The sequence below is a fragment of the Williamsia sp. Y721 genome (assembly GCF_059683565.1).
The window spans coordinates 684,738-710,710 of the sequence record NZ_JCASNH010000004.1 but is presented as its reverse complement, the minus strand read 5'-3'; the positions used below and the strand labels follow the sequence as shown (position 1 = coordinate 710,710).

The window sequence follows — 25,973 nt, the reverse complement described above, 5'->3', positions numbered from 1 at the left end:
GGTGCGAAAGCCGCCCCTTTTCGTCTTAGGGTTGTCCCATGGCAACCGACGGACCCGACGTGATTTCAACCAGTTCCGATCCGACGATCGATCCCACCGGCGCAGCGCAGGCGGCGGCCGACGCGATCGCTGCGGCAACCGGGAAACCGAGCCACGATGTGGCCGTCGTCCTCGGCTCGGGATGGGCGCCTGCCGCTGCCGCTTTGGGTACCGCCGACACCAGCATCCCGATGGCGGAGCTGCCCGGTTTCACGCCGCCGAGCGCGGCCGGACACTCCGGCACCGTCCACTCGCTGCGCATCGGCGGCCGTTCGGTGTTGGTGTTGTTGGGCAGAACCCATGCGTATGAGGGACATCCACTGGGCAGCGTGGTGCACGCGGTCCGGACCGCCGCCAAGTGCGGGGTGGAGACGATCGTGCTGACGAACGCGGCCGGCGGTCTGCGGCACGACATGACCGTCGGCCAGCCGGTCCTGATCAGTGATCACCTGAATCTCACGGCCCGCTCCCCTCTCATCGGCGCGCAGTTCGTCGACCTCGTCGACGCCTACGCACCGCGGCTGAGGAAGATCGCTCAGACCGTCGATCCCACCCTCGCCGAAGGCGTCTACGCGGGACTTCCCGGGCCCCACTACGAAACACCCGCCGAGATCAACATGTTGCGGGTCCTGGGAGCCGACCTGGTGGGCATGTCGACCGTGCACGAGACCATCGCCGCCCGTGCGGAAAACATGTCGGTCCTGGGCATCTCGCTGGTCACCAATCTTGCGGCGGGTATCACCGGCGAACCACTGAATCACGAAGAAGTCCTGGAAGTCGGCCGCGCCTCGGCCACCCGGATGGGTCACCTGCTGGCCCAGGTGATCGAACAGATCTGAGACCCCACATGACACAGGACTTTTCATGACGCCGCTCGAAGCAGTCCAGGCCTGGATCGACGCCGATCCCGATCCGCGTACCCGAGCCGAACTCGCCACGCTCAACACCGACGAGATCGACGAGAGGTTCTCCGACACCCTGCATTTCGGGACCGCAGGCCTACGTGGCCCGGTCCGCGCCGGGCCGCTGGGGATGAACGTCGCGGTGGTCACCAAGGCAACCGCCGGGGTTGGGCAGTGGCTGATCGACCACGGTCATGCAGGTGGCACAGTGGTTGTCGGTCGCGATGCCCGCCACGGTTCCGAGGACTTCTACACCGCCACCGCGGAAGTCCTTGCGGCGCAGGGGTTCGACGTGGTCGCGCTGCCCGGTCCAGGACCGACACCCCTGGTTGCCTTCGCCGTCCGAAACCTGGACGCTGTCGCCGGGATCCAGATCACCGCCTCGCACAACCCGCCTGCCGACAACGGCTACAAGGTCTACTTGGATCAAGGGGCGCAACTGGTTCCGCCTGCCGACGCAGAGATCGAGCAATTGATCGCGGCCACCGGACCGGCCAACCGTATCCCGCGGACACCGGTGGCGCCGGATGATCGCGCGCACGAGAACATTGCGCACTACCTGGCTCGAATCGTGACCCGGTTCGGTCACCACGAGCATCGTACGATCCGGATCGCGCTGACCGCCATGCACGGTGTGGGCGGCGATGTCGCGGTAGAGGCCTTGCGCGAGTGCGGATTTCACAATGTCACGGTGGTCGGATTGCAGCATGCCCCGGATCCGGCGTTCCCCACCGCCGCGTTTCCCAATCCCGAGGAGCCGGGCGCTGCGGACCTGCTGCTCGAACTGGCCGCCGACATCGACGCCGACATCGCGATCGCCCTTGACCCCGACGCCGACCGTTGTGCGGTCGGCACGCGGATCGACGGCATATGGCGGATGCTCACCGGCGATGAAACCGGCGCGTTGCTCGGCTCCCAGATCATCGCCGAGCACACCGGCGAAGACGTATTGGTGGCCAACACGATCGTCTCCGGCAGCTTGTTGGGCAAGATCGCAAAGGCGTCCGGCGTCCGGTACGCGGCAACGCTGACCGGTTTCAAATGGCTGGTCCGAGCCGGAGAAGGACTGGTGTACGCCTATGAAGAAGCCATCGGACATTGCGTCGACCCTGATGGAGTCCGAGACAAAGACGGCATCAGCGCCGCGGTCGCGCTCAGTGTCCTGACCCAACAGCTCTCCGACTCCGACCGAGACCTGGCCGACCGTCTCGACGAAATCGCGACCGAGCACGGTGTCCACCTGACAGGCCAGTACTCACTGCGTGTCGACGACCTCGCTCAGATCACCGAGGTGATGGCGAACCTTCGGACCAACCCACCGCAGCACCTGGACGGGATCGCGGTCGACGCCGAGGATCTCCTCCAACGCGCGCCGGGTCAGTCGACCGACGCGGTGCAGCTCACCGGTACCTCTCAGACCGGCCAGATCAGGGTGATCGCCAGGCCCTCGGGTACCGAGCCGAAACTCAAGTTCTATCTCGAGGTCGCCGAATCCCCCGGCCCACCTCCGGCAACCGCACGAGCTTCGGCGGAGGCTCGAATGGCCACGATCACCTCCCAAGTCACCGCCTACTGTGCCGGGGGTCGCCGGTAGGGTGAGCGCGTGAGCGGAAACTACTACCCGACACCCCCACCGCGATCTCCATGGTCGTCACCGGTTGTGATCGGTGCGATCGTGGCCGGCGTACTCGTACTGGCGCTGGCCATCCTCCTCGGATTTCTCCTGATCCCGTCGGATGACCCCGCGTCCGAAGCCGAGGGCAGCAGCACCACAGCCGGCCCGCGGGTGTCGACGCACACCGTGACGGCCGAGCCGTCGACCGTGACCGCGACCCCCTCGCCGACGCCGACCACAACGACCTCGACACCGGCCGCGCCGGTGCCGAATGTCCCCGGCGCAGATCAGCAAGGCTTTGTCAGCGGTCCACGCTGCAACGGACCACAAGACACAGCGGTCATGGTCGGCCAGACAGATCAGTCGAAAATTGTTGTCTGCCAGTCGGATAATCAGTCGGGTCGCTACTACTACAAGGGTCTGGCGAACGGCCTGGGCGTCGAGATCCCGGATCCGACGCGCTCCGGGAACCAGTTCGTGGCGTTGAACCGCGACACCACCTATGAGATGACACCGACGTCCCTCACCATCGCAACGAACGGCGTGGTCGTCTCGCAGGAACCAATGCTCTACTACTGGACGAACTGATCATGATGCCATCCGAATCAAATGCCGACCCCAGGCCCGAAGTTCTGCACGCCGCCGGAATCGACGTGGTGCGCGGCGGGCGATACCTGTTGCGCGACATCGACTTCACCGTCAGTCCCGGAGAGCACTGGGCGCTCCTTGGCCCCAACGGCGCAGGCAAGTCGACGCTTCTACACATCCTCGGCGCGTTCGGGCACCCGACCCGCGGCACGGTGGACGTTCTCGGCCACCGTCTGGGCCGGGTCGACATGCGCGAATTGCGGACGCACATAGGACATGTCGACCCGCGGCACCGCCTCGATCTTCCATTGAAGGCGCATGACGTCGTCCTGACCGGGCTGACCAACACCCCGGAGCTCGACCCCCGCCGCACGTACACCACTGCCGATCACCGCCATGCCGACGATCTTCTCGAGCTACTCGGAATGTCCGCGCGCCGGGAATCGGTGTGGACCACGATGAGTCAGGGCGAACGCGGGCGCACCCTCATCGCGCGGGCGCTCATGCCACGACCGTCATTGCTGTTGCTCGACGAACCTGCCACCGGCCTCGACCTCGCCGCCCGTGAACAGCTGCTGACCAGCATCGACCAACTCCGAAAAGAAGTCACCGATCTGGCGAGCGTCATGGTCACCCATCATCTCGAAGACCTGCCGACCAGCACCAGTCACGCCCTGCTGCTGCGTGATGGGGAAACGGTCATCCAGGGCAGCGTCGACGAGGCTCTCACATCGGCGACCATCACCAAGTGCTTCGACCACCCGGTCCAGGTCAGGCGCGATGGTGGTCGGTGGGCGGCGCGCAGTCGTTAGATCCGTAAACCCACGATCGGAGGCAATCCCATGACAGCTGACTTCCCGGCGATCGGTGCCATCCATCACGTCAGCATCACTGTTGTCGACCTCGACCGCAGCATCGATTGGTACCGATGGGTCCTGGGCTTCGAGGTCGCCTCGCGCCAACAGAAAGACGATGCCGACAAGGCAATGCTCCATCATCCCGGCGGGCTCACCCTCAGTCTGATTTCACACGGTCCTCGCGCAACCCCGGACGGCTTCTCCGAATTCCGGCCCGGTCTCGATCACCTGGCGTTCGAAGTCGCCGACCTCGACGAACTGGAACGCTGGCGTTCGATACTCGACAATGCCCAGATCGAACACAACGGGATCGTGACGGGGATGATCGGACAACTCATCGCCTTCCGCGACCCCGATGGCATCGCCCTCGAGTTCTACACTCGCCGTCCGGCCACCTGATCAGGCCGCAGTCGGATCAGCGGGGTCCGAACTGGCGGTCACCGGCATCGCCGAGACCCGGCGTGATGTAGGCGACGTCGTTGAGACCGTCGTCGATGGCCGCGGTCACCAGGCGAACAGGAAGACCTGAATCACCCAGCGCTGCCGCACCTTCGGGCGCAGCCACCACGCACACCGCGGTGATGTCGGTGGCCTTGCGGGTGACGAGCAACTCGATCGTGTGGATCATCGAACCACCGGTGGCAAGCATCGGGTCGAGGACAAAAACCGGCTGGCCGGACAGGTCGTCGGGAAGCGACTCGAGGTACGGCACCGGCTGGTGGGTGTCCTCGTTGCGAGCGATACCCACGAATCCCACGTTGGCCTCGGGCACCATGGCGTGCGCCTGCTCGACCATGCCCAAACCGGCGCGGAGCACGGGTACCAGTAGCGGAGGCGCAGCCAGCCGCACGCCCGTCGTCTCGGTCACCGGCGTCGACACCGCGAGCTCGGTGACCGGAGCACCGATCAGCGCCTCGTAGATGAGCATCTGGGTCAGGTCTGACAACGCCCCACGAAACGCCGCGTTATCGGTGTTCTTGTCGCGCAAGGTGGTCAGTCTGGCCGCGGCCAAGGGATGATCGACAGTCCGGATCTGCATGGGATAACCATACGAGGGGAACCAGACCACCCGCCCATCGCGTCGTAAACCCATGACTTCGGTATCTGTTGAACCTGCCGCCCTGACCGCCGCTGCTGCCGGAACACGATCGGTGGCTGCCGAAATCGCGGCATACGCGGCCACCGGTCGCGTCGAGGCAGCCACACTCATTCCGGCATTCGGTCTCATGGGTGCCGAGTTCGCGGCCGCCGCGGTGATGGTCACCGACCGACACAGCCGTGAACTCACCGACCTCGCGTCCCGGATCGACGCGCTGGCAACCGACCTACAGAATTCCGCCGCCACATACTCGGGCGCCGACGACACCGGTGCGCGCGAGATCAGCGCCCAACCGAATAGCGTCCATCCGATCAAGGCCCTGTAGATGATCCCCGTCGAGATCCTGATCGCGCCGCTGCAAGCACTCCTTGCCACCCTTGGTACCGGTATCCTGCCGGGTGGTGCGCCGACGATGCAATTGAGAACAATCGCAACGGTTCTCGACGATTCCCGGGCCGGCCAGTACCGCGTGAACACCGAACTCAAACCACAGTGGTCCGGGGCAGGCGCCAACTCGGCCATCGCGGTTCTCGACGAGGCAGTCGTCGCGGCGGCCAACTACTCCGACGACAGCCTTGCCATCGCCGACATCATCGAGTCGGCAGGCGACACCGTGCGACAGGCCGCCCTCGAACTCGAGGCGATTCTCGATTCCTTTGTGACGATCGCGGCCGCGATGGGCCCGACGCTGTTCACCCCCGCGGGCATCGCCGCGATCCTCCCGATTGCGATGGCCCACCTGCAACGCGGCATCGACGTCGTCGAACGCACCCGCACGAGACTGAGCACGGACACCGAGAGGCTGCTGCAGATCGGCCGCACACCCGCGCCGGCCATCACCGCGTCGGCCACCACCGATCCGGTCACCGCCCAGCTGGCTCGAGTGGGCACCGAACTCGGCAATCTCGCGAACGCCGCCCTCGGGCCCGTCACCGCGGGCGCACAGTCCACCGTCACCGATTCAGGACTGCCGCCGGACCAGGGCGCCGCATCGACCGTTCCAGCCGGGTTGTCGGCCACCAACACCGACGGCACCGGTGTCGCAATCACCCTGCCGGACGGCTCGGTCGCCTATGCCCCCAACGAGCGCGCAGCCAAGGCGGTGCGGGCCGCGTTGAGCCAGCAGGGCGTCCCCTATGTCTGGGGCGGGACCACTCCCGGCGTGGGCCTCGACTGCAGCGGCCTGACCCAGTGGGCGTACCGCGAGGCAGGCGTCGAACTCCCCCGCCTCGCCCAAGAACAGGACTCCGCCGGTGTGGCGGTCTCACAAGCCGATCTGCAGCCAGGTGATCTCGCCGTCTGGTCCGGACACGTCGCGATGTACATCGGCAACGGCCAGATGGTCGAAGCCGGCGACCCGGTCAGCGTTTCACCCGTCCGGACGTCAAACTTGAGTCAGACGTTCGAGGGCTTCTACCGGCCCACGTGACTGCAGGCCCACGTGACTACAGGCCGCGTCTGACGATTTCGAATTCGTACCGCCGGATGTGCTCTTCGATGTGTGGGAGGTTGTCCGGATCATCCATCGCGATCGCCAACTCTCGCGTCCGCTGCGACGCAAAGAGCCCGGGGCGCAACTCGTCGTCCTCCATTGCCTCTGGATCTCTCATGCTCTCCATAGTCGCATCGCGTGGCCGTTGATGTGCTGACACTCACACACCGCGATGACGTTGTTCCTTGCTGACGATCAGGCTCCGAGCTTTCCCGAAGTCAACGGTCCGCAACACGCGTTGTGCCGGGCGGAGTCGCCGAATCGAGCCTCACATTCGAGGGCATTTACCGGCCGATCTCAGACGCGGCGACAAATTCACGACAAAGCCACAGCAGTAATGGTGAGGCGAGGTGGCCCATGGTCATCATCGGTGACTAGGCTCTGTCCCCATGGCCGGAGACATCGTCCCAATTGAACTCGTGATCACCGAAGGCAACACCTTTACGCTGTGGGCTCCCCGCTGGCGTGAGGGCGATGACGAGTGGGAGGCGTTCCTGGGTCTCGACGAAGACTTGTACGGATTCGGCTCGGTCGCCGAGCTTGTCGCATTCGTCCGGTCGGGCGCTGAAAACGATCTCGATGAGCACCCGGCATGGAAGACGGTCGTCGGACTCAAGGCCGACGAGTTCGAACCGGCGCAGGACAAGTCCTTCGACCTCATCGCCGTCCCGGAGCTCGCTGCCGAAGACCCGACCCCTGAGGTCATCGCCAAGCTCGAGGATGTCCTCGAGATCGTCCGGATCATCGGCGAGGTCTGCGAATTGACGCCGATCACCAAGTTCTTCAACGGCAATCCCATCCTCGGCGCGGTCACCACCGGCACCCGCAACTTCATCGGCAAAGACGGAGCCGAACTGTGGGAGCGCATCGGCACGCTCATCGACAAGCGTTGGGACGACGTCATCGACGCGATCGATGAGGTCATCAGCACTCCGGAGGTCGACGCCGAAGCCGTTGCGGTGGCCGACGCCGAACTCCTCGCAGCCGCCAGCGCCGAAGACGAGGACGAGCCAGACGAGGACGTCGAGATCGTCGACCGTGACGACGAAGACGATGACGAAGACGACGACGACCTCGTTGATGAAGACGACGAAGACGAAGACGAGTACGAAGAGATCGACGAAGACGACTTCTGGGCGTCCGTCGGTATCGACCCCATCCAGATCGTCACCGCCGAAGGCGAGTTCTTCTCGCTCCGTTGCTATCTGGACGACGATCCGGTCTTCCTCGGCAAGAACGGCAAGATCTTCGCCTTCACCTCCAAGCGTGCCCTGGAGCGGTACCTGGCCGACGACAACGAACACGACCTGTCGCCGATCAGCACCTTCGAGGACATCCAGGTCGCGGCCACCGACGGGTCTCTCGAGATCGACGTCTACGAAGACAACGTCTACGTACTGCCGGGCCTGACCGATGACATCCTCGACGGCCCGCGCCGCATCGACCGCAAGCAACTCGAATTGGCTGTCGAACTGCTCACGGACGCAGCGGATTATGCGGACGACGATTCGGTGGCCGAGGCATTGGGGACGACCACACCACTCGGTTGGTTCGTGGACTACACGCTCAACCCGGACCCGAAGCGGATGGCGCCGAGCCCGCCGTTCGACAACGAGTCCGAAGCCTGGCGGGCACTCGAGCACGACTTCGACACCCGCCTGGAGAAGAAGCGCGGCTGACGCGCCTTCTTCTTGGCCCTGAAAACAGTCAAATACGGGGGCGGCAAGGGATATGTTCCCTCGCCGCCCCCGTATTCAGCGGTTTTCAGGGCAGGTCAGCCGACAGTTCAGCCGATCAGGACCGCATAGCCCGGTTTGATGACGTCGTCGATGATGGACAAACGTTCGTCGAAGTGGATGAACGCCGATTTCATGGCGTTCACCGTGAAGCGCTCCAGGTCGGACCATCCGTAGCCGAACTGGTCGACGAGCACCTTGCACTCGCGGCTCATGCTGGTATCGCTCATCAGTCGGTTGTCCGTGTTGACGGTGACCCGGAACCGTAGTCGCGCAAGCACATTGAACGGGTGTTCGGCCAGACTTGCCACAGCGCCGGTCTGCACATTGGAGCTCGGGCACAATTCCAGCGGGATCCGCTTGTCGCGGACATAGTTCGCGATGTCCCCCAACTGCGCGCCCTTGAATGCGTCCGCGGCGAGGTCGGCCCCCTCGGGCAACGTGATGTCGTCGATGACCCGGACCCCGTGTCCGAGCCGATCGGCGCCACAGAAGCTGATGGCCTCATGGATCGACGGCAACCCGAAGGCCTCCCCGGCATGAATGGTGAACGGTGCGTTCGAGGCCCGCATGTATTCGAACGCGTCGAGATGACGGCTCGGCGGGTAGCCCGCCTCAGCGCCTGCGATGTCGAAGCCGGCCACACCCTGATTCCGGTATCGCACCGCCAACTCTGCGATCTCCCGGGACCGCGCCGCGTGTCGCATCGCGGTGACGAGGGTGCGAACCTGAATCCGGCGACCCCGAGCCGCGGCCTCCGCGGTGCCGTCGACAAAGCCACGCAACACCGCCTCGACAACCTCGTCGAGCGACAGCCCGGCCTCGAGGTGCTGTTCCGGCGCAAACCGAACCTCGGCGTAGACAACACCGTCGTCCGCGAGATCTTCGGCGCACTCCCGAGCCACCCGTTCGAGAGCCGGGGCGGTCTGCATCACGGCCACCGTGTGCTCGAACGTCTCCAGATATCGGACAAGCGAGCCACTGTCGGCGGCCTCCCGGAACCATGTCGCGAGATCTGCGTGATTGTCCGCCGGAAGAGATTTGTATCCGGCTTCGTGGGCGAGTTCGAGCACCGTTTCCGGACGCAGGCCACCGTCGAGGTGATCGTGGAGCAGCACCTTCGGGGCCAGCGCGATGGAGGTCAGATCCAGCGGCGATGATGTCATGAGTTGACGGTAACCCGATCGATGACCCGGGACCCGGTGTGCGGCGTTGCCGAACCGATCACAGCCGCGCCCGTGAGCGCGTGAGCTCCGGCCTCGAACCGCTCCGGTGTCTGCGTGTACATGGTGAACAGCGGGTCACCGGCGCGAACCGTTTGCCCGGCCACCGCGTGCCACCGCACACCGGCTTCGGCCTGGACGGTCTGGCCCTGCCGTTCGCGGCCCGCTCCCAGCCGCCAAGCCGCCACCCCGACGGCCATCGCGTCGATCGACTCGATCACCCCGGCCTCCTGGGCCCTGATGACTTCTTGGTGATCTGCCTGCGGCAGAGGTGCTTTCGGATCACCGCTCTGTCCGGCGATCATCGCCTCCCACAGGTCCATCGCCTTGCCGTTGCGAAGATTCTCGGCCGGGTCCACCCCGGTGATGCCACCGGCGGCCAGCATCTCGCGCGCCAGCGCCACCGTCAGTTCCACGACATCGGGTGGACCACCACCGGCCAGTACCTCCAGAGATTCAGCAACCTCGAGCGCATTGCCTGCCGTCAGACCCAGCGGCTCGGACATCGACGTCAGCAGGGCCGACGTCCGGACACCCGCGTCATTGCCGATCTCGACCATGATCTGGGCGAGCTCACGGGCATCACTCTCGGATTTCATGAATGCACCAGAACCGACCTTTACGTCGAGTACCAGCGCACTGGTGCCCTCGGCGATCTTCTTGCTCATGATGGAGCTCGCGATGAGCGGGATCGACTCGACCGTCCCCGTGACGTCGCGCAGTGCGTAGAGCTTCTTGTCGGCAGGTGCCAACGCCGAACCGGCCGCACACACCACGGCACCGACCGATTCGAGTAGTTCGGCGATCCTGTTGTTGGTGAGGTCTGCGCGCCATCCCGAAATGGCTTCGAGTTTGTCGAGCGTTCCGCCGGTGTGACCCAGGCCACGTCCCGACAATTGCGGCACCGCAATGCCATACGACGCCACCAACGGCGCCAGCGGCAACGTGATCTTGTCGCCCACCCCACCGGTCGAGTGTTTGTCGACGGTCACCAGTGGTTCACCGCCGCGATGCAGGTGCGTGAAATCCATTCGCTCACCGGTGTTGATCATCGCCTCGGTCCACCGGGCGATCTCACGACGGTCCATGCCGCGCAACAGGATCGCCATCGCCAGCGCCGACATCTGTTCGTCGTGCACCAGGCCGGCGGTGTAGGCGTTGACCACCCAATCGATTTGGCCATCGCTCAGCGCCCCGCCATCACGCTTGGTCCGGATCACCGAGACCGCGTCGAAGACCTCAGCCACGGACATCCCCCGACACCCGTCCGGCGGCCAGGTCGGACGGACCGAAATGGTCCGGAAGCAACTCGCCCAAGGACTTCGGGCCGTCCGGATGATCGATCAACATCTGCGGTCCGCCGTGTTCGAGCAACACCTGTCGGCAACGCCCGCAGGGCATCAGCACCTCACCCCGGCTGTCCGTGCAACTGAGCGCGATCAGGCGCCCACCACCGGTTGCGTGGAGATTTCCGGCCAATGTGCACTCGGCGCACAGGCCCAATCCATATGAGACATTTTCCACATTGCAACCCGTCACAAAACGGCCGTCATCGACTATTGCGGCCGCACCCACCGGATAGCCCGAATAAGGCGCATATGCCCACCCCATTACCTCAACAGCCTTGTCCCGCAGTACTTTCCAGTCAATCTCCGGTGCCACAGGGTAGCCCTTTCGCCATCGACGCCCACGAAAGCGGACATCACCTACACACTAAAACCTTGGTAAGGCAACCCTAAGTCGAGATGTGTTGCAGCTCATCTCCACTCGGGCAGGATTCTTTCTCACAACAGCTTAGGTTTATGGTTCTTGACGTGGGTCCACGATCGAGCAGCCCGGAACCGCGCTCGACGCGTCCATCAACGATGTTGGAGGCCAATTTCTCGATGAGCATTCCTACCGAGACCGCGCCCAAACCGGTGCGCAAGCGCTCGTTGTACCGGGGCGACCCAGGCATGTGGTCCTGGGTGCTGCACCGGATAACCGGCGTATCCATTTTCTTCTTCCTCTTTGTACACGTTCTCGACACGGCAGTGATCCGGATCGATCCGGACAAATACTCCGAGATCATCGAGACGTACAAGAACCCGATCATCGGTCTGATGGAGATCGGACTCGTCGCCTGCGTGCTGTACCACGCGTTGAACGGTGTCCGGATCATCCTGGTCGACTTCTGGTCCAAGGGACCGAAGTTCCAGCGTCAGATGCTGTGGACGATCTTGACCTTGTTCGTGATCATCTTCGGCGCAGCGACGGTACGTCTGCTGCAGCTGCTCGTGGAACACATTTAGGAAGGCGCCGCAGATGACCGCATCACAAGCACCTCGGATCGCCAAAACCTACGGCACCGACCATGATCGTCCGGCCAGCCTCGACAACCCGCGCTCACCGCGCCGGCCCAAGGGTGGCAACTTCGAGAAGAACGCATGGCTCTTCATGCGCTTCTCGGGTATCGCACTGATCATTCTGACCATCGGTCACATGTTCATCATGCTGGCGTGGGACGACGGTGTGCACCGGATCGACGCCTCGTTTGTCGCCGCCCGCTGGAAAGAACCGTTCTGGCAGGTCTGGGACCTCTCCATGCTGTGGCTCGCCCAGCTTCACGGAGGAAACGGCGTCCGTACCGTGATCGCCGATTACTCCCGCAAGGACTCGACCCGGTTCTGGCTGAACACACTGCTGGTCCTGTCGATGATCCTGGTGCTGCTCACCGGCACCTATGCCCTGCTTACCTTCGACGTGAACAGCGTCTAGACCCGGCCCGAATCGGAGCAACAAACACATGCAGGAACATCGTTACGACGTAGTCATCATCGGCGCCGGCGGCGCCGGGATGCGCGCGGCCATCGAGGCCGGGCCGCGCGCCCGCACCGCAGTGCTGACGAAGCTCTACCCGACCCGTAGCCACACCGGCGCGGCCCAGGGTGGAATGTGCGCAGCACTGGCCAACGTCGAAGAAGACAACTGGGAATGGCACACCTTCGACACCGTCAAGGGCGGCGATTACCTCGCCGACCAGGACGCGGTCGAGATCATGGCCAAAGAAGCCATCGACGCCGTGCTCGACCTCGAGAAGATGGGGCTGCCGTTCAACCGCACCCCTGAGGGCAAGATCGATCAGCGCCGCTTCGGTGGTCACACCCGCGATCACGGCAAGAGCCCGGTCCGCCGTGCCTGCTACGCCGCCGACCGCACCGGCCACATGATCCTGCAGACGCTGTACCAGAACTGCGTCAAGCACGACGTCGAGTTCTTCAACGAGTTCTACGCACTCGACATCTGCCTCACCGAGAACGAGCAGGGTGAGCAGGTGGCCACCGGTGTGGTCGCCTACGAACTCGCCACCGGTGAGATCCACGTCTTCCACGCCAAGTCGATCGTCTTCGCCACCGGCGGGTCGGGCCGGATGTACAAGACCACGTCCAACGCCCACACCCTCACCGGTGACGGCATGGGCATCGTCTTCCGCAAGGGCCTGCCGCTCGAGGACATGGAGTTCCACCAGTTCCACCCGACGGGTCTGGCCGGCCTCGGCATCCTGATCTCCGAAGCCGTCCGCGGTGAAGGCGGAATCCTCCGCAACGTCGACGGTGAACGCTTCATGGAGCGTTACGCCCCGACCATCAAGGACCTCGCGCCCCGCGACATCGTCGCCCGGTCGATGGTGCTGGAGGTCCTCGAGGGCCGCGGCGCCGGACCGAACAAGGATTACGTCTACATCGACGTGACCCACCTCGGCGAGGACGTCCTCAACGAGAAGCTCCCGGACATCACCGAGTTCGCCCGTACCTACCTCGGCGTCGACCCGGTCACCGAGTACGTGCCGGTGTTCCCCACCTGCCACTACGTCATGGGCGGTATCCCCACCAAGATCAACGGTGAGGTGCTGCGCAACAACGACGAGATCGTCCACGGTCTGTACGCCGCAGGCGAATGTGCCTGCGTCTCGGTCCACGGCGCCAACCGTCTCGGCACCAACTCGCTGCTCGACATCAACGTGTTCGGCCGCCGCGCCGGCATCGCTGCCGCCGAGTACGCGCTGTCCACCGAGTTCACCCCTCTCCCCGAGGCACCGACCGCCATGGTCGATGGCTGGCTCGAGACGATCCTGTCCGAGCACGGACACGAGCGCGTCGCGGACATTCGCTCCGAACTGCAGGCCACGATGGACGCGAACGCATCGGTGTTCCGCACCGACGCGACGCTCACCAAGGTCTTGAACGACATCCACGGCTTCAAGGAGCGTTACAACAGCATCCGCGTGCACGACAAGGGCAAGCGCTTCAACAGCGACCTGCTCGAGGCCATCGAGCTGGGCTTCCTGCTCGAAATGGCCGAGGTCACCGTGGTCGGTGCGCTGAACCGCAAGGAAACCCGTGGCGGGCATGCGCGCGAGGACTACCCGACCCGTGACGACGTCAACTACATGCAGCACACGATGGCCTACAAGAAGGGCGACGGACTGATCGCCCCGATTGAATTGGACTACAAGCCCGTGGTCCAGACCCGCTACGAACCGATGGAGCGGAAGTACTGATGACTGCCACAACCGATACCGCTGTCCGGCACGACGATCCGCCGTTGCCTCCGGTCCCTGAAGAGGCGACCATGGTCACGCTCAAGATCAGCCGGTTCAACCCGGAAGATCCTGACGCCCAGGGCTTCGAGAGCTTCCGGGTCCCGGCTCTGCCGACCGACCGCCTTCTCAACCTCCTGCTGTACGTGAAGGGCTACCTCGACGGCACCCTCACGTTCCGTCGCTCGTGCGCCCACGGCGTCTGCGGCAGTGATGCCATGCGGATCAACGGCGTCAACCGGCTCGCCTGCAAGCTGCTGATGAAGGACATGCTCCCCAAGGACAAGTCCAAGGAGATCACCATCACGGTCGAGCCCATCAAGGGCCTGCCCGTCGAGAAAGATCTCGTCGTCGACATGGAACCGTTCTTCGACGCTTTCCGCGCCGTGAAGCCGTTCTTGATGACCAGTGGCAACGAGCCGACCCGTGAGCGCATCCAGAGCCAGGCCGACCGCGCCCGCTTCGACGACACCACCAAGTGCATCCTGTGTGCCTGCTGCACCACGAGTTGCCCGGTGTACTGGAACGAAGGCAGCTACTTCGGTCCGGCCGCGATCGTCAATGCGCACCGGTTCATCTTCGACAGCCGTGACGAAGGTGCCGCCGAACGCCTCGACATCCTCAACGACGTCGACGGTGTGTGGCGCTGCCGCACCACCTTCAACTGCACCGACGCCTGCCCTCGTGGCATCCAGGTGACCCAGGCGATCCAGGAAGTCAAGCGCGCGTTGATGTTTGCACGCTGATCGCACTGATCTGATCTGACAACAAAATGGTCGCCGCCCTTTCGAGGGCGGCGACCATTTTTGCGTTCGGCCTGGCGATCAGTAGTGGTAGGTGTCCGACGGTGCCGGCATGTGGTCCGGGTCGTCGTACTCCTGGTTGAACTCGATGCCGTAGGCACGGGCCAGATCCAGGATCTTGGTGCCACGGGCGATACGGGGCAGATCTGATCCGTTGCGGATCTCTCCCCCGTCGCGCTCGTACTCGGCGAAGAACTCCAGCGCCCACGCGACCTCTTCGTGCGACGGAGACAGTCCCTCGTTGACCGCGGCGCACTGATCCGGTGTCAGACAGATCTTTCCGGTCATGCCGAACTCCGCGCTGACCGCGGTGGCCTCGCTGAGTTTGAGCGCCGATGAACCGACGGTCGGTCCGTCGATCGCACTCGGCAGGTGCGCCGCCTTGGCCGCGATGGTGAAACGCGACCTGGCATACGCCAGGGTCGCGGGCTGATCACCGAATCCGGTGTCGCGGCGGAAGTCGCCGATCCCGAAGGCGAGACGGAATGTGCCCTTGGCCGAGGCGATCTCGCTGATCCGTTCCAGACCACGTGCGGTCTCGACCAAGGCCACGATCGGCACACCCGGCAGTCGCTTCGCGGTTTCGGTGACGTGGTCCACCGACTCGACCATCGCCAGCATCACGCCACCGACCTTGACCTCACTCAGTGCGGCCAGATCATCGGCCCACCACTGGGTGCCGAATCCGTTCACCCGCACCCAGTCGCGGTTGCCACCGGCAAGCCACCGGACGACGTGGTCGCGGGCGGCGACCTTGTCCTTCGGTGCCACCGCATCCTCGATGTCGAGGACAACGATGTCGGCACGCGAATGCACGGCCGGTTGGAAGCGTTCATTCTGCAAACCGTTGACCAGGAGCCAACTTCGGGCCAGCACCGGATCGATGCGCGAGCCGACGTCGTCGGGGTCGACAGTGGTGACAGGAATCTTAGAGGCGTTCACAAAAGAACATGATCCCCTACCGACCGTCGTCGACGCCATCCTCATGGGCCATCCAGTGCACCAGGCGATGTAACGGGTACATCGCATCGTGCGGATTGCCGATCGTGCTCGGCCCCGCCTCACCCAGATGAACGATCCGTTGTGCGCCGCCGCTGGCGAGCTGGTCGCGGTAGTCGCACATTCGGTCGAACGGGTAGAAGCCCACGGTCTGAGTCGCCACGTTGACGTACTTCATCGCGTCGTCGAGGGAGTCGACCCGCACCACGTTGGCGGTCTTGTTGATCGGATGGAAGTCGACCGGCTCGTCCGAACGGATCACCAGACCGGTGCCGTCGGTTTTGCCCCACACCCGGAACTCGTCGTCGAGCATCATCAAGGTGTCGACCTGTTCGCGCAGGTCCATCTCCAACGGCCGACGATCCCCGGAATCTGCTGCCTTCGCGACGATCCGCGCGTGGAGGCGTTCACAGAATCGGTCGGCGTCCTCCTGGTTCGCCTCGACATGTACAAAGCGGCTGGCCACGCACGCTTCCTGGTTCAAGATCATGACGTCGGTGGCAGCCAACTCGGCAGCGAGGTCGAGCGACTCATCAGAGGCAAACGCCTCTTTGCCGACCATCGAGATCGACGTCTTGGGATCGAACGACACCAGCTGGAACCCCGGTCCCAGGTACTTGATCACGTTGTTGATCGCATCACCGCCACCCCAGGCCACGATCTTGTCGTAATACTGCGGGCGATAGAGGACGCGTTCCACCTGATCGTCGCCGCCGCGCCAGTAGACCGCCGACATCGACTTCACGATCGCGTGGTCCGGATCGATCTCTGCCATGGTCCGCAGGATCGCGACGGTGGTGAACGGATCACTCGATGACATCTTGAACAGGTTGACAGCCTTGACCATCGCGCCCTGGGCAATGGACTTCACGGCGACACCGGGCGAGTTGCCGGGCAGCACATGAACCAGACGCGGCGCGAAGGCGCGGACAAAACTCTTGCGACCGGTGAAGTCCCCCTTCGGAACCCATTCGTCGAGCGCTTTGGGGTCCGGGAAGTTCTGCTCCACGACGGCCTCGAGCACCCGCTTGTCGAGATAGGCGGCTGCGCCTTGGACCTGCGCCTGCAGCACTGCGCGCGGCAGGACGTGCGTGGAGGCCATCCGGTCGATGCAGTCCTGCACAAAGGGATTCCCGGGATCATTGATGCGCTGACCGGTCTCGACAAGGAAGTCGATGATCTCGGCGAGCGGCACGTTGAGCAGGGGTGGCAGCTCGGTGCGCGGGTGCACCACCTTGTCCATCGCGATGCGTGGAGTGGTGAACGTGACCCCTAGATCGCGGGAACGGTGCGAGACCTCCTGGCCCTCGAACAGTTCTCCCCGCAGGAAGAACGGCGCCGAGACCGTGGTGTGGTCCACTGCCCGGTCGGTGTCGATCGTTGTCATGACAGACCTCTCACATATGCGTCGACGGTGCCGGCACAGCCGATCTTGTCGTCGCCCTTGATATCCGCGTAGCGGGCGATGTTGTCGCGGATCGATGCGCCCTTGGAGCCGCAGGCGCAGGGACTGAAGTCGAGCGAGATCTTGTCGCCGGTGATGACGCCACCCCAACGACCGTCGAGCGAAAGGTCGAAGAAAGCTGCGCGCCCCTCGATCTCACCGGTCTCGTGCGGAAGCAGGGCCTCCCCGGATTCGTCGAGGACGAAGGGCACAATCCACGGCGGTACGTGATAGCGCTCCCCGGCTTGGCATTTGGGCATTCCGGAGTTGAGCTCCTGCATGGAGTAATTCTGGAAATCCCGGCTGGCCGGGATGTTGAAGGTTTGGTGGACGAACTCCTGATAGTCCGGTGGCAGCTGCGCCCGCTTGAGTCCGCCACCGACGTAGATGCAGTTGTCGGGATGAAAGTCCTTCGCGGAGTAGCCCATGTCGCGAACCAGCTTCGCCAGCTGGTACAGCGAGTTCCACATCCCCGCGAGGTAGAGCTTTTCGTGGCGATACTCGATGAGCGCCTCTGCGCCGCGGATCATCGCCTTGTCGAGGCCCTCCTGACGCTCCAGCGAGGTCCGCTCGAAGTCCGCCAGTTCATCGGGTCGGGCGGTGCCATCGGCGATCTTCTTGCGCAGCACCACCATCTGGGTCAGCGAACCGACTGTGATCGGTGGGATCGGCAACCGGAACCGCTCCAGGGCCGGATCACCGAATGCCGCGAGCTGAGCCTCCGCGATGACCTCGTTCTTGGGGACCGACGCCGTGGGCGCCAACCCCATGATCCGCCGGTCCGCGGCCGGTTTGACGCCCGAACCCCACGAGAAGACGTTGACCGTGTCCATCCGCGACCACGCCATGTCTTTGTCGCTGGCCGGCAACATCGCCGATTTTCCGGTGGTGCCGCTGGAGCAGGACACGTAGTGCCCGGCAGCCGCGAGGCGACCGATCCACTCGTCGATGTCGCCGATGTCTGCGGTCTCGATCGGGATGATGGGATGCGGGGAGACCGTCCCGAGCCATTTGCCGAGGCGGTCCCACTTCTCCTCGATCAGGAAGCTCTCGGGATAGCTCTTGTACGCGGTGTGCGGAAACAGCAACGCCACCATGTCCTCGCGGCTGCGAACTTCGGTGATGCCGGCCTCGCGGGCTCGGTGACCGAGCAGTTTGATGCGATCTTTGCGTTCCTGGAATTGCTCCTCGAGCGCTTCGATCTGGATCGGGAGCAGCTCGGCGGGCGAATGGTCGAAGCGGTCCTCCGCATCGACCAAACTCACCAGCCTCTCGGTGGCTGAAGTCACGTGGTCAACCTTTCAATTGTGGTCGAGCCGGTTCCATTAATGGCACCTTATGCGTATCATTCGTACCTGTACTCGATGTCAGAGCGCAAGAGGCAACTTCGGCGAGGATGCGATGGCGAACCCGGATTCATCAGTTCACCGTGGGGCAGGCCGCCCCACCCGCGAGCAGGCGCAGGCCCGCCATGAACAGCTACTCGATGCCGCGCTCGATCTGTTCCTCGAGCACGGATACGAGCTCGCGACGATCGAGATGATTGCCGCCAGAGTCCACATGACCAAACGCACCGTCTACGCGCGCCACCCCGACAAGGCCTCGTTGTTCCACGCCGCCACGCAGCGGGCCATCGAACGGCAGGTCGTACCTCCTGACACACTCGCAGAGGCCGACAAAGGCGACCTGGCCGAAACCCTCGAGACGATCGCCCGGCTGCGCATCCGCCAGGTGATGACACCCAACGGTGTTCGGCTGCAACGCATCATCAACACCGAGAGCTACCGGTTCCCCAAGCTGTTCGCATCGAACTACCAGCAAAGCGCCAAACCGGTGATCGAGTTCGTCGCCGGCTTGTTCGACCGCGCGGTCAGCGCCGGGCAGATCGCCCCGACCGACTGCGACCGCGCCGCTCGGGCGTTCATGTCTCTGGTGATCGGTGGCTGGGTGCGCGCGATTGTCAACGGCCGAGAACCGACCCCGACCGAGCTCGACACGCAGGTCCACTTCACGATCGACCTACTACTCAACGGCCTGCGACCACGATGACGACACGAGGAGACAACCATGGAATTCGACGGAAACAGTCCGGTCGCCGTCGTCACCGGAGCCAGCTCGGGGATCGGTAAGTCGACCGCAGCCATATTGGTGGCGATGGGCTGGCAGGTGATCGGGGTCGGCCGCGACCCCCGGCGCTGCGCGGAAGCCGAGTCCGAGATCGTCGAATCCGTCTGTGATGGCGGCAGATTCATCATGCTGCGCGGCGATTTCGACCTGATGGCAGAGGTTCAACAGGTCGCCGCCCGGATCGCCGACCTCACGCCCCGAGTCCAAGTGCTCATCAACAACGCCGGCGGTGTGCGGGATCAGCGGACGGTCACCACCGAGGGCACCGAGGCCACCTTCGCCGCCAACCATCTCGCTCCCTTCGTGCTTACGAGGGACCTGATGCCACTACTCCTGGCGAACGCCGTCGATTCGGAACCCGGTTCGACACGAGTGGTCGCGGTGTCGTCGAATGCCCACAAGATGAGCCGCGGCATCGACTGGGACGACATGCAAAGCCTCACCAAATTTCGCTCCGCGGCAGCATACGGGCAGGCCAAACTAGCCAACATCTTGTTCACCCGCGAACTGTCGCGTCGCGTGGCCGCCGATGGGATCGTCGCCCAGGTCATGCACCCAGGTGTGGTCGCCAGCAATTTCGCCTCGCACGGCGACGAGTACATGCAGGCGCACATGGCCACCGCCGTCACCGTCACGCCCGACGAACCCGCCGAAACACTCCGCTGGCTGGCCACCGCCCCGGAAGGTGGACGCAACGGCGGACGTTACTTCCATCGCAATCGCGAAGAGCAACCCACCGCGGCCGCACTCGACGACGCCGCAGCCGCCCGCCTGTGGACCGAGAGCGAAAAACTACTGGCCACCTTGGGTATCTGAATCTGGCGCGGTTCAGGTTGAGGAAACAGTCCCCTCCCCCATTCATGCCCGAATCCGGCCGTCGGATAGCGTGCAAACAACCGATTTAGTCGAAATGTTACTGATTTGGAAACAAATCCGTCGTTGCACAGCGCCAACACCACGAAAATCGTACTGTGATCGTGTTCGAATCCCTCACTGTCGGGAGACATACATGGCCATATCGGAAGCATCGGAAGCACCGGGTCCCACCGTTCCAGACAAGGGCCTGCGCAGCGGAACACTCGGACTCTTCGGCAATGTGGTCATCGGACTCTCGGCGGTGGCACCCGCCTACAGTCTCGCGGCCACGCTCGGGTTCGTCGTGGCAGCCGTACACGAGAAGGCGCCGGCGATGTTCGTCCTGGCCTTCATCCCCATGCTGCTGATCGCCTTCGCCTACCGGGAACTCGGCGAAGACACCCCGGACTGCGGCACCACATTCACCTGGGGCACCAAGGCATTCGGCCCATGGATCGGCTGGATCGGCGGCTGGGGACTCGCGGTGTCGGCCATCATCGTTCTGGCCAATGTGGCCGAGATCGCCGGTGTCTATCTGCTGAGGTTCCTTGGCCTCGACTCGTGGGCGGAGAACCTCTGGATCAAGGTCCTGCTCGGGTGCGCCCTCATCGTGATGATGACCTGGGTCAGCATCCGCGGCATCCTGATCAGCGAGCGCATGCAGAATGTGCTCGTCGTCATCCAGTTCGGTGTCCTGATCGTCGCCAGTGTCATCGCACTGTTCAAGGTGGGATTCGACAAGGCCGGTCCGCAGGCCATCAACCCGAGCCTGTCGTGGCTGTGGCCGAGCGGTTTGACCTCGTCCTCCATCGCCGAAGCGGTGATCCTGTGCATCTTCATCTACTGGGGCTGGGATGCCTGCCTCGCGGTCGGTGAGGAAACCAAGGATTCCGCCAAGACCCCCGGTCGCGCCGCGGTCATCACCACGATCATCTTGGTGTGCACCTACGTTCTGGTCGCCTACGCGATCCAGTCGTTTGCCGGATTCGGCGAGGACGGGATCGGTTTGAACAACCCGGACAACGCCGACGACGTCCTGACCATTCTCGGCGATCCCGTGGCCGGGTCGATCATGGCATCGCTGTTGCTGCTGACGGTATCCATCTCGGCGCTCTCGTCGACCCAGTCGACGATTCTCCCCACCGCTCGTGGAACGTTGTCGATGGCCGTGTACGGCGCGATCCCGAAACGATTCGCCACCATCCACCCCCGGTACATGACCCCGGCCTTCGGCACGGCCGTCATGGGCGCCTCGGCGCTGATGTTCTACCTGGTCCTCTCCCTGGTCAGCGAAGACACACTCGGAGACTCCATCTCCTCCCTCGGCCTTGCCGTGGCGTTCTACTACGGGATCACCGCGTTCGCCTGTGTCTGGTACTTCCGGCGGACGTTGCTGCAATCGGCCCGCAATCTCTTCTTCCGCGGCATCTTCCCGCTCATCGGCGCCCTCGCGATGACCTGGGCCTTCTTCCAAAGTGCCTTCGACATGTACGCGGCCGACTACGGTTCCACCTCAGTGGGTGGTGTCGGTGGCGTGTTCATCATGGGCGTCGGCATGCTGGTGCTCGGTATCCCGTTGATGCTGCTGTGCTTTGCGTTCGGTCCGAAGGATTTCTGGAAAGGCAAGACACTCAATGCCAAGACCGAGGTCAAGGTTCCCGATGTCTACTGATTGCAGCGCCGCCCGGTCCCTGTGCACCACAACGGCATCCACGGAAGCGAGTACCAGCCGATGAGACTGACAGTGGGTTACCTCTACACCGACACCGGCGACGACGGCGTCAATCTGGCGATCGCCATCGCCAAGACAACCGGCGCCGCAATCGATCTGGTGTGTGTCGTTCGGGAGGTCGAACCCGACGGCACCCCGGGCCGGGCCTCCTTCCAGGAAGCACTGGTCAACAAGGCACAGAAGTGGCTCGAAGAAGTCGCCGCCGACATCCCCGACGACATCGAGGTCGCCCTGCACACGCCGGTGGCGGAGTCATTTCCGCAGGCGCTCATCGACTTTGCGGTGCACAGCCATGCGGCAATGATCGTGGTCGGCGGCACCAGCGACGGCATCCTGGGCAAGCACACACTCGGCAGTATCTCGTCGGCACTGACCCATGCATCACCGGTGCCGGTCGCCCTCGCGCCCCGTGGCTACACCCGCCTCGAGCGTCCGGTCATCCCCACGCTCACTGTTGCCATCCCCACCTCGGAATCAAAAGACAGTCCCCTGCCCTTTGCCCTTGATCTCGCGAAGAAGGCCGGCCTGAATCTGCGACTTCTCTCGCTGGTCTCGCACGACGACCTACACGGCGAGGATGAGGAGTCGATGGCTGTCCGGCAGCGACACGTCGCCCAGGCGACTGCCAATCTGGAACTCGCCAAGAAGAGTTGTGGCGACGCCGTCAAGATCGAATCCCTTGTCGCCGATGGTAATACGGTCGAAGAGGCACTCGAGCAACTGCGCTGGTCGCGCGGCGACGTCGTCGTCATCGGTTCCGGACACCTGGCACCGCCACGCCGGGCATTTCTGGGGTCGATGTCGGCGCGCATCCTCAAGAACACTGACGCACCCATCGTCGTGGTACCCAAGGGCTTCACCCCCTGACCCCGATGATGTGCCCTTTTTGCGGTGCCCACCTGGGGAAATGGTCGCAATAAGGGCACATCATCGGGGTGCGGAGGCGGGGGTCAGGAATCGAAACCCAGGCCGACGGCGTCCATCGCCCGTAGCCACAGTCCGCGTCGACCCTGATTTCGATCGGCGCGGGCGAACTCACGACGGGTCACGGTGATCCCGAACCACCGCAACGGCTCCGGCGGAAAAGGAATCGGCGTGGACTGCACCATCTTCAGGCGGGTGCGTTCGGTGTCGCGGCCGTCGACGAGGTCGAGCGCGGCCGCAGCACCGAAGTGCGACGCGCCCACACCGAGCCCGGTGAATCCCAGCACCGAGACGACCTTGCCGCCCATGCTGACATCCCAGAAGTTGTTGAACCGCGAACACGTGTCGATGACACCGCCCCACGTGTGGGTCGCGGTGATGCCTTCGAGTTGTGGGAACACCTGCAGCAGATGCTCTGCGAGCAGACCGAATTCACTCGGCTTCTGCGCGCGACGGGGATCGGTGTCACCGCCGTAGTAGTAGAACGCATCCCAGCCACCGAACAGGATCCGGTTGTCGGCCGTGAGCCGGAAGTAGTGGAAGCGATTGCCGGAATCGGCCAGCCCCTGACGTCCGGACCACCCGATCGCGGACAGCTGTTTGTCGGTCAGCGGTTCGGTCATGATGGCGTAATCCCACACGGGCACCATCAGATAGCCGAGCTTGCGGCGCAACGGCTTCGACGCCGACGTGGCCACGACCACCCGCGCTGCGTCCACACTGCCGTATCCCGTCGCCACGGTCACCCGGTCGCCCACCGACGCCAGCGACGTCACCTCGCTGTGCTCGAAGACCCGGACCCCGAGGCGCTCGGCCGCCCCAGCCAGCCCCCAGGCCAGCTTCGCCGGGTCGATGATCATCACGTCCGGGTCGTACATGGCGCCGTGGGCCATCGGGCTGTTCAAATGTTTGGCGAGCTCGTCACCGTCGAGGAAGCGCAGCGGCTGGTCGAGCCGATGTCCTTGCTCCACAACCTCTTCGAGTCCGGGGACCTGCCAGTCGAAACTCGCCAGATTGAGTTCCCCGGTGCGCTCGACGTCCGCATCGATTCCCAGCCTGGTGATCGCATCGGCGATCGCGTCGAGGGTCTGCACCCCCATCCGGAGCAGGTCCGGCAGTTCGTCTTCGTACCTCTCCATGCCGTTGACGAGCCCGTGGGTCAGGCTGGCCGAGCAGAATCCGCCGTTGCGCCCGGAGGCACCCTCGGCGATCCGGTCACCTTCGAGCAGGACGACAGATCGCTGCGGATTCGCCTCGGCCGCTTGGACGGCGGCCCACAAACCGGTGAATCCGCCTCCCACGACAACAAGATCCGCGCTGTGTCGCCCGGCCAGACGCGGTCTCGCCGCGGGTCGCAGTGGCCGGTCGAGCCAGTAGGGGGCCGGGGTCGCGCCCGCGACCATCGCCGTTCCGCGAGCGGTGGGCTCGAGTGCCCAATCGCTCCGTGACCCTGAGCCGCTCACTGCGGCAGCGTGAAAATCGTTCGGTGCCATGGCTTGTGCGGTACTCCTGTGATGTCACTCATCACGTGTTTGATGGTGAGATATTCGTCGAGCGAATACGTGGACATATCTTTTCCGAAGCCCGACGCCCCGACACCGCCGTGCGGCATCTCGCTGATGATCGGGAGGTGGTCGTTGATCCACACACATCCGGCACGGATTTCGCGAGACGCCCGCTGCGCGCGATACACATCTCGTGTCCACGCCGATGCCGCCAGACCGTACACGGTGTCATTGGCCATCCGGAGCGCATCGTCGTCGTCGTCAAAAGCACTGACCGCCAGGACCGGTCCGAAGATCTCGTCGCGATACACCTCGGCGTCTTCGGGTACATCGGCGAGCAGAGTCGGCTCATAGAAGGCGCCGGGGCCCTCGGGTGCGCGGCCACCGGTGACAACCCGGATCCCGGACACCCGTGCGCGTTCGACCATCGCACCCACCTTGTCGCGGTGACCGAACGAGATCAGCGAGCCCATGTCGGTGGCCGGATCGCAAGGATTGCCGACGCGCACCTTCGACATGAGTTCGGCGACACCGGCGACAAAATCGTCGTACAGCGGGCGGGCAACGATGGCTCTGGTCGCCGCGGTGCAGTCCTGGCCGGAGTTGATCAACGCACCCGCAACCGCTCCGTGGATCGCCGCCTCGAGGTCGGCATCGTCGAACACCACAAACGGTGCCTTGCCGCCGAGTTCGAGTTGGACCCTGGTGCCATTGGCCGCAGCCTGCGACATCACCTGCCTGCCGACCCCGGTGGACCCGGTGAAGGTGACGATGTCCACCCCGGCATGACCGGCTATCGCAGCGCCGACTTCCGCGCCGGTCCCGGTGAGCACGTTGAAAACGCCGTCCGGGATACCTGCTTCGGTGGCGAGCCTGGCCAGCGTCAATGTGGTCAACGGGGTCAGCTCCGCCGGTTTGAGCACCACCGTGCATCCGGCGGCCAGCGCCGGGATCACCTTCCACACCGCCATCTGCAACGGGTAGTTCCATGGCGTGATGGAGCCGACCACACCGACCGCCTCCCGACGGATCGACGACGTGTGGTCGCCCGAATACTCGGCGCTGGCCTTGCCTTCGAGATTGCGGGCCAGGCCTGCGAAGAACTCGACGTTGTCCACCGAACCCGGAACATCGAACTCGGTGGCCAGGCGAATCGGTTTTCCGGTCTGAGCGACCTCTTCCGCAGCGAGGTCATCGGCGGCCTTCGACATCGCCGACGCCAACGACCACAGCGCGGTGCTTCGCTCGGCCGGCGTTGCGCTTGACCACTCTCCCAGCGCATTTCGTGCGACGTCGACCGCCTTGTCCACATCTGCGGCCGTGGCCAACATCGTGGACGCGACGACTGCGCCGGTCGCCGGATCGATGACATCGTGAACGCGTCCGGCACCGGACTGCGCACGTCCGTTCACCCAGCCGGCGGCAAAAGTTGTTGAACTGTTGGTCATATTCAG

26 protein-coding genes are annotated in these 25,973 nt (G+C 64.1%); 16 read left to right on the top strand and 10 right to left on the bottom strand.

What is annotated here, in order from left to right:
• Positions 1-38 precede the first annotated feature (38 nt).
• From AC56PL_RS22820 to AC56PL_RS22800, 5 genes are read left to right on the top strand one after another with little or no spacing between them, the layout of a single operon-like run.
• Positions 39-878 carry a purine-nucleoside phosphorylase gene (locus AC56PL_RS22820; RefSeq protein WP_497155223.1) on the top strand — a complete coding sequence of 280 codons (840 nt, stop codon included), beginning with the start codon at positions 39-41 and terminating at the stop codon, positions 876-878.
• 25 nt (positions 879-903) lie between these two features.
• Entirely contained in the window at positions 904-2,535 is a 1,632-nt protein-coding gene (locus AC56PL_RS22815) for a phospho-sugar mutase (RefSeq protein ID WP_497155222.1), read from the top strand.
• A gap of 9 nt (positions 2,536-2,544) precedes the next feature.
• Positions 2,545-3,144, top strand: coding sequence for a hypothetical protein (locus AC56PL_RS22810; RefSeq protein ID WP_497155221.1), 600 nt, complete (start codon positions 2,545-2,547; stop codon positions 3,142-3,144).
• A 2-nt stretch (positions 3,145-3,146) separates the two neighbouring features.
• Complete coding sequence (locus tag AC56PL_RS22805; RefSeq protein ID WP_497155220.1) at positions 3,147-3,956, top strand: ABC transporter ATP-binding protein; 810 nt, start codon at positions 3,147-3,149, stop codon at positions 3,954-3,956.
• Positions 3,957-3,986: 30 nt separating this feature from the next.
• Positions 3,987-4,400, top strand: a complete 414-nt coding sequence (locus tag AC56PL_RS22800) for a VOC family protein (RefSeq protein ID WP_495517842.1) — start codon at positions 3,987-3,989, stop codon at positions 4,398-4,400.
• Between the two features lie 16 nt (positions 4,401-4,416).
• Here the strand turns inward: AC56PL_RS22800 and upp are convergent, their stop codons facing one another.
• Positions 4,417-5,040, bottom strand: coding sequence for a uracil phosphoribosyltransferase (upp, locus tag AC56PL_RS22795; RefSeq protein ID WP_497155219.1), 624 nt, complete (start codon positions 5,038-5,040; stop codon positions 4,417-4,419).
• A gap of 52 nt (positions 5,041-5,092) precedes the next feature.
• Here upp and AC56PL_RS22790 point away from each other — a divergent pair, with 52 nt between their 5' ends.
• Entirely contained in the window at positions 5,093-5,425 is a 333-nt protein-coding gene (locus AC56PL_RS22790; protein ID WP_495517844.1) for a type VII secretion target, read from the top strand.
• A complete protein-coding gene (locus AC56PL_RS22785; RefSeq protein ID WP_497155218.1) occupies positions 5,426-6,529 on the top strand; it encodes a C40 family peptidase in 1,104 nt (367 codons plus the stop codon).
• 16 nt (positions 6,530-6,545) lie between these two features.
• Here the strand turns inward: AC56PL_RS22785 and AC56PL_RS22780 are convergent, their stop codons facing one another.
• Positions 6,546-6,710, bottom strand: a complete 165-nt coding sequence (locus AC56PL_RS22780; RefSeq protein ID WP_495517846.1) for a hypothetical protein — start codon at positions 6,708-6,710, stop codon at positions 6,546-6,548.
• A 271-nt stretch (positions 6,711-6,981) separates the two neighbouring features.
• On the opposite strand from AC56PL_RS22780, the gene AC56PL_RS22775 reads away from it, so the two are divergent.
• Positions 6,982-8,271, top strand: coding sequence for a SatS C-terminal domain-containing protein (locus tag AC56PL_RS22775; protein ID WP_497155217.1), 1,290 nt, complete (start codon positions 6,982-6,984; stop codon positions 8,269-8,271).
• Positions 8,272-8,378: 107 nt separating this feature from the next.
• Here the strand turns inward: AC56PL_RS22775 and AC56PL_RS22770 are convergent, their stop codons facing one another.
• The 3 genes from AC56PL_RS22770 to AC56PL_RS22760 are packed head-to-tail and all read right to left on the bottom strand — an operon-like array spanning position 8,379 to position 11,213.
• Positions 8,379-9,494, bottom strand: coding sequence for an adenosine deaminase (locus AC56PL_RS22770; protein ID WP_495517848.1), 1,116 nt, complete (start codon positions 9,492-9,494; stop codon positions 8,379-8,381).
• Positions 9,491-10,804, bottom strand: coding sequence for a thymidine phosphorylase (locus tag AC56PL_RS22765; protein WP_497155216.1), 1,314 nt, complete (start codon positions 10,802-10,804; stop codon positions 9,491-9,493). Before AC56PL_RS22765 ends, AC56PL_RS22770 begins: the two co-directional genes overlap by 4 nt.
• Positions 10,791-11,213 (bottom strand): cytidine deaminase, encoded by a 423-nt coding sequence (locus tag AC56PL_RS22760; RefSeq protein WP_497155215.1) that lies wholly within the window; start codon positions 11,211-11,213, stop codon positions 10,791-10,793. Before AC56PL_RS22760 ends, AC56PL_RS22765 begins: the two co-directional genes overlap by 14 nt.
• A gap of 224 nt (positions 11,214-11,437) precedes the next feature.
• On the opposite strand from AC56PL_RS22760, the gene sdhC reads away from it, so the two are divergent.
• From sdhC to AC56PL_RS22740, 4 genes are read left to right on the top strand one after another with little or no spacing between them, the layout of a single operon-like run.
• On the top strand, positions 11,438-11,842 hold the full coding sequence (gene sdhC, locus AC56PL_RS22755; RefSeq protein WP_495517851.1) for a succinate dehydrogenase, cytochrome b556 subunit: 405 nt from the start codon (positions 11,438-11,440) through the stop codon (positions 11,840-11,842).
• A 13-nt stretch (positions 11,843-11,855) separates the two neighbouring features.
• Positions 11,856-12,308, top strand: a complete 453-nt coding sequence (locus tag AC56PL_RS22750) for a succinate dehydrogenase hydrophobic membrane anchor subunit (RefSeq protein ID WP_482138449.1) — start codon at positions 11,856-11,858, stop codon at positions 12,306-12,308.
• Between the two features lie 28 nt (positions 12,309-12,336).
• Positions 12,337-14,091 (top strand): succinate dehydrogenase flavoprotein subunit, encoded by a 1,755-nt coding sequence (sdhA, locus tag AC56PL_RS22745; protein WP_495517852.1) that lies wholly within the window; start codon positions 12,337-12,339, stop codon positions 14,089-14,091.
• The gene (locus AC56PL_RS22740; protein ID WP_495517853.1) at positions 14,091-14,876 is read left to right on the top strand and encodes a succinate dehydrogenase iron-sulfur subunit; all 786 of its coding nucleotides are present in this window, start codon (positions 14,091-14,093) and stop codon (positions 14,874-14,876) included. The genes sdhA and AC56PL_RS22740 overlap by 1 nt, the downstream gene beginning before the upstream one ends.
• Positions 14,877-14,954: 78 nt before the next feature.
• Here AC56PL_RS22740 and AC56PL_RS22735 read toward each other — a convergent pair whose 3' ends face one another.
• From AC56PL_RS22735 to AC56PL_RS22725, 3 genes are read right to left on the bottom strand one after another with little or no spacing between them, the layout of a single operon-like run.
• Entirely contained in the window at positions 14,955-15,875 is a 921-nt protein-coding gene (locus AC56PL_RS22735) for an HpcH/HpaI aldolase/citrate lyase family protein (protein ID WP_497155214.1), read from the bottom strand.
• Positions 15,876-15,891: 16 nt separating this feature from the next.
• Entirely contained in the window at positions 15,892-17,319 is a 1,428-nt protein-coding gene (locus tag AC56PL_RS22730) for an acyl-CoA reductase (protein WP_495517855.1), read from the bottom strand.
• Complete coding sequence (locus AC56PL_RS22725) at positions 17,316-18,665, bottom strand: hypothetical protein (protein ID WP_497155213.1); 1,350 nt, start codon at positions 18,663-18,665, stop codon at positions 17,316-17,318. The genes AC56PL_RS22730 and AC56PL_RS22725 overlap by 4 nt, the downstream gene beginning before the upstream one ends.
• 112 nt (positions 18,666-18,777) lie before the next feature.
• Between AC56PL_RS22725 and AC56PL_RS22720 the strand changes: the two genes are divergently transcribed.
• The 4 genes from AC56PL_RS22720 to AC56PL_RS22705 all read left to right on the top strand — a co-directional run bounded on the left by AC56PL_RS22720 (position 18,778) and on the right by AC56PL_RS22705 (position 22,957).
• Entirely contained in the window at positions 18,778-19,425 is a 648-nt protein-coding gene (locus tag AC56PL_RS22720) for a TetR/AcrR family transcriptional regulator C-terminal domain-containing protein (RefSeq protein ID WP_495517857.1), read from the top strand.
• Positions 19,426-19,443: 18 nt separating this feature from the next.
• Positions 19,444-20,319, top strand: a complete 876-nt coding sequence (locus AC56PL_RS22715) for an SDR family NAD(P)-dependent oxidoreductase (protein ID WP_497155212.1) — start codon at positions 19,444-19,446, stop codon at positions 20,317-20,319.
• Positions 20,320-20,512: 193 nt separating this feature from the next.
• A complete protein-coding gene (locus AC56PL_RS22710; RefSeq protein ID WP_495517859.1) occupies positions 20,513-22,030 on the top strand; it encodes an amino acid permease in 1,518 nt (505 codons plus the stop codon).
• Positions 22,031-22,090: 60 nt separating this feature from the next.
• Entirely contained in the window at positions 22,091-22,957 is an 867-nt protein-coding gene (locus AC56PL_RS22705; protein ID WP_497155211.1) for a universal stress protein, read from the top strand.
• 83 nt (positions 22,958-23,040) lie between these two features.
• On the opposite strand, the gene AC56PL_RS22700 is transcribed toward AC56PL_RS22705, so the two are convergent.
• Entirely contained in the window at positions 23,041-24,417 is a 1,377-nt protein-coding gene (locus AC56PL_RS22700) for an NAD(P)/FAD-dependent oxidoreductase (RefSeq protein ID WP_497155313.1), read from the bottom strand.
• A 56-nt stretch (positions 24,418-24,473) separates the two neighbouring features.
• Positions 24,474-25,967, bottom strand: a complete 1,494-nt coding sequence (locus AC56PL_RS22695; protein WP_497155210.1) for a gamma-aminobutyraldehyde dehydrogenase — start codon at positions 25,965-25,967, stop codon at positions 24,474-24,476.
• Positions 25,968-25,973 lie beyond the last annotated feature (6 nt).

Excerpts from the sequence above, each read along its gene's own strand:
- AC56PL_RS22730 (WP_495517855.1), bottom strand. The coding sequence starts at position 17,319 with ATGACAACGATCGACACCGACCGGGCAGTGGACCACACCACGGTCTCG.
- AC56PL_RS22705 (WP_497155211.1), top strand. The coding sequence starts at position 22,091 with ATGAGACTGACAGTGGGTTACCTCTACACCGACACCGGCGACGACGGC.
- AC56PL_RS22720 (WP_495517857.1), top strand. The coding sequence starts at position 18,778 with ATGGCGAACCCGGATTCATCAGTTCACCGTGGGGCAGGCCGCCCCACC.
- AC56PL_RS22710 (WP_495517859.1), top strand. The coding sequence starts at position 20,513 with ATGGCCATATCGGAAGCATCGGAAGCACCGGGTCCCACCGTTCCAGAC.
- AC56PL_RS22770 (WP_495517848.1), bottom strand. The coding sequence starts at position 9,494 with ATGACATCATCGCCGCTGGATCTGACCTCCATCGCGCTGGCCCCGAAG.
- AC56PL_RS22800 (WP_495517842.1), top strand. The coding sequence starts at position 3,987 with ATGACAGCTGACTTCCCGGCGATCGGTGCCATCCATCACGTCAGCATC.
- AC56PL_RS22700 (WP_497155313.1), bottom strand. The coding sequence starts at position 24,417 with ATGGTCGCGGGCGCGACCCCGGCCCCCTACTGGCTCGACCGGCCACTG.
- AC56PL_RS22780 (WP_495517846.1), bottom strand. The coding sequence starts at position 6,710 with ATGAGAGATCCAGAGGCAATGGAGGACGACGAGTTGCGCCCCGGGCTC.
- AC56PL_RS22695 (WP_497155210.1), bottom strand. The coding sequence starts at position 25,967 with ATGACCAACAGTTCAACAACTTTTGCCGCCGGCTGGGTGAACGGACGT.
- upp (WP_497155219.1), bottom strand. The coding sequence starts at position 5,040 with ATGCAGATCCGGACTGTCGATCATCCCTTGGCCGCGGCCAGACTGACC.
- sdhA (WP_495517852.1), top strand. The coding sequence starts at position 12,337 with ATGCAGGAACATCGTTACGACGTAGTCATCATCGGCGCCGGCGGCGCC.
- AC56PL_RS22815 (WP_497155222.1), top strand. The coding sequence starts at position 904 with ATGACGCCGCTCGAAGCAGTCCAGGCCTGGATCGACGCCGATCCCGAT.
- AC56PL_RS22805 (WP_497155220.1), top strand. The coding sequence starts at position 3,147 with ATGATGCCATCCGAATCAAATGCCGACCCCAGGCCCGAAGTTCTGCAC.
- AC56PL_RS22785 (WP_497155218.1), top strand. The coding sequence starts at position 5,426 with ATGATCCCCGTCGAGATCCTGATCGCGCCGCTGCAAGCACTCCTTGCC.
- AC56PL_RS22820 (WP_497155223.1), top strand. The coding sequence starts at position 39 with ATGGCAACCGACGGACCCGACGTGATTTCAACCAGTTCCGATCCGACG.
- AC56PL_RS22790 (WP_495517844.1), top strand. The coding sequence starts at position 5,093 with ATGACTTCGGTATCTGTTGAACCTGCCGCCCTGACCGCCGCTGCTGCC.
- AC56PL_RS22765 (WP_497155216.1), bottom strand. The coding sequence starts at position 10,804 with ATGTCCGTGGCTGAGGTCTTCGACGCGGTCTCGGTGATCCGGACCAAG.
- sdhC (WP_495517851.1), top strand. The coding sequence starts at position 11,438 with ATGAGCATTCCTACCGAGACCGCGCCCAAACCGGTGCGCAAGCGCTCG.
- AC56PL_RS22750 (WP_482138449.1), top strand. The coding sequence starts at position 11,856 with ATGACCGCATCACAAGCACCTCGGATCGCCAAAACCTACGGCACCGAC.
- AC56PL_RS22715 (WP_497155212.1), top strand. The coding sequence starts at position 19,444 with ATGGAATTCGACGGAAACAGTCCGGTCGCCGTCGTCACCGGAGCCAGC.
- AC56PL_RS22775 (WP_497155217.1), top strand. The coding sequence starts at position 6,982 with ATGGCCGGAGACATCGTCCCAATTGAACTCGTGATCACCGAAGGCAAC.
- AC56PL_RS22740 (WP_495517853.1), top strand. The coding sequence starts at position 14,091 with ATGACTGCCACAACCGATACCGCTGTCCGGCACGACGATCCGCCGTTG.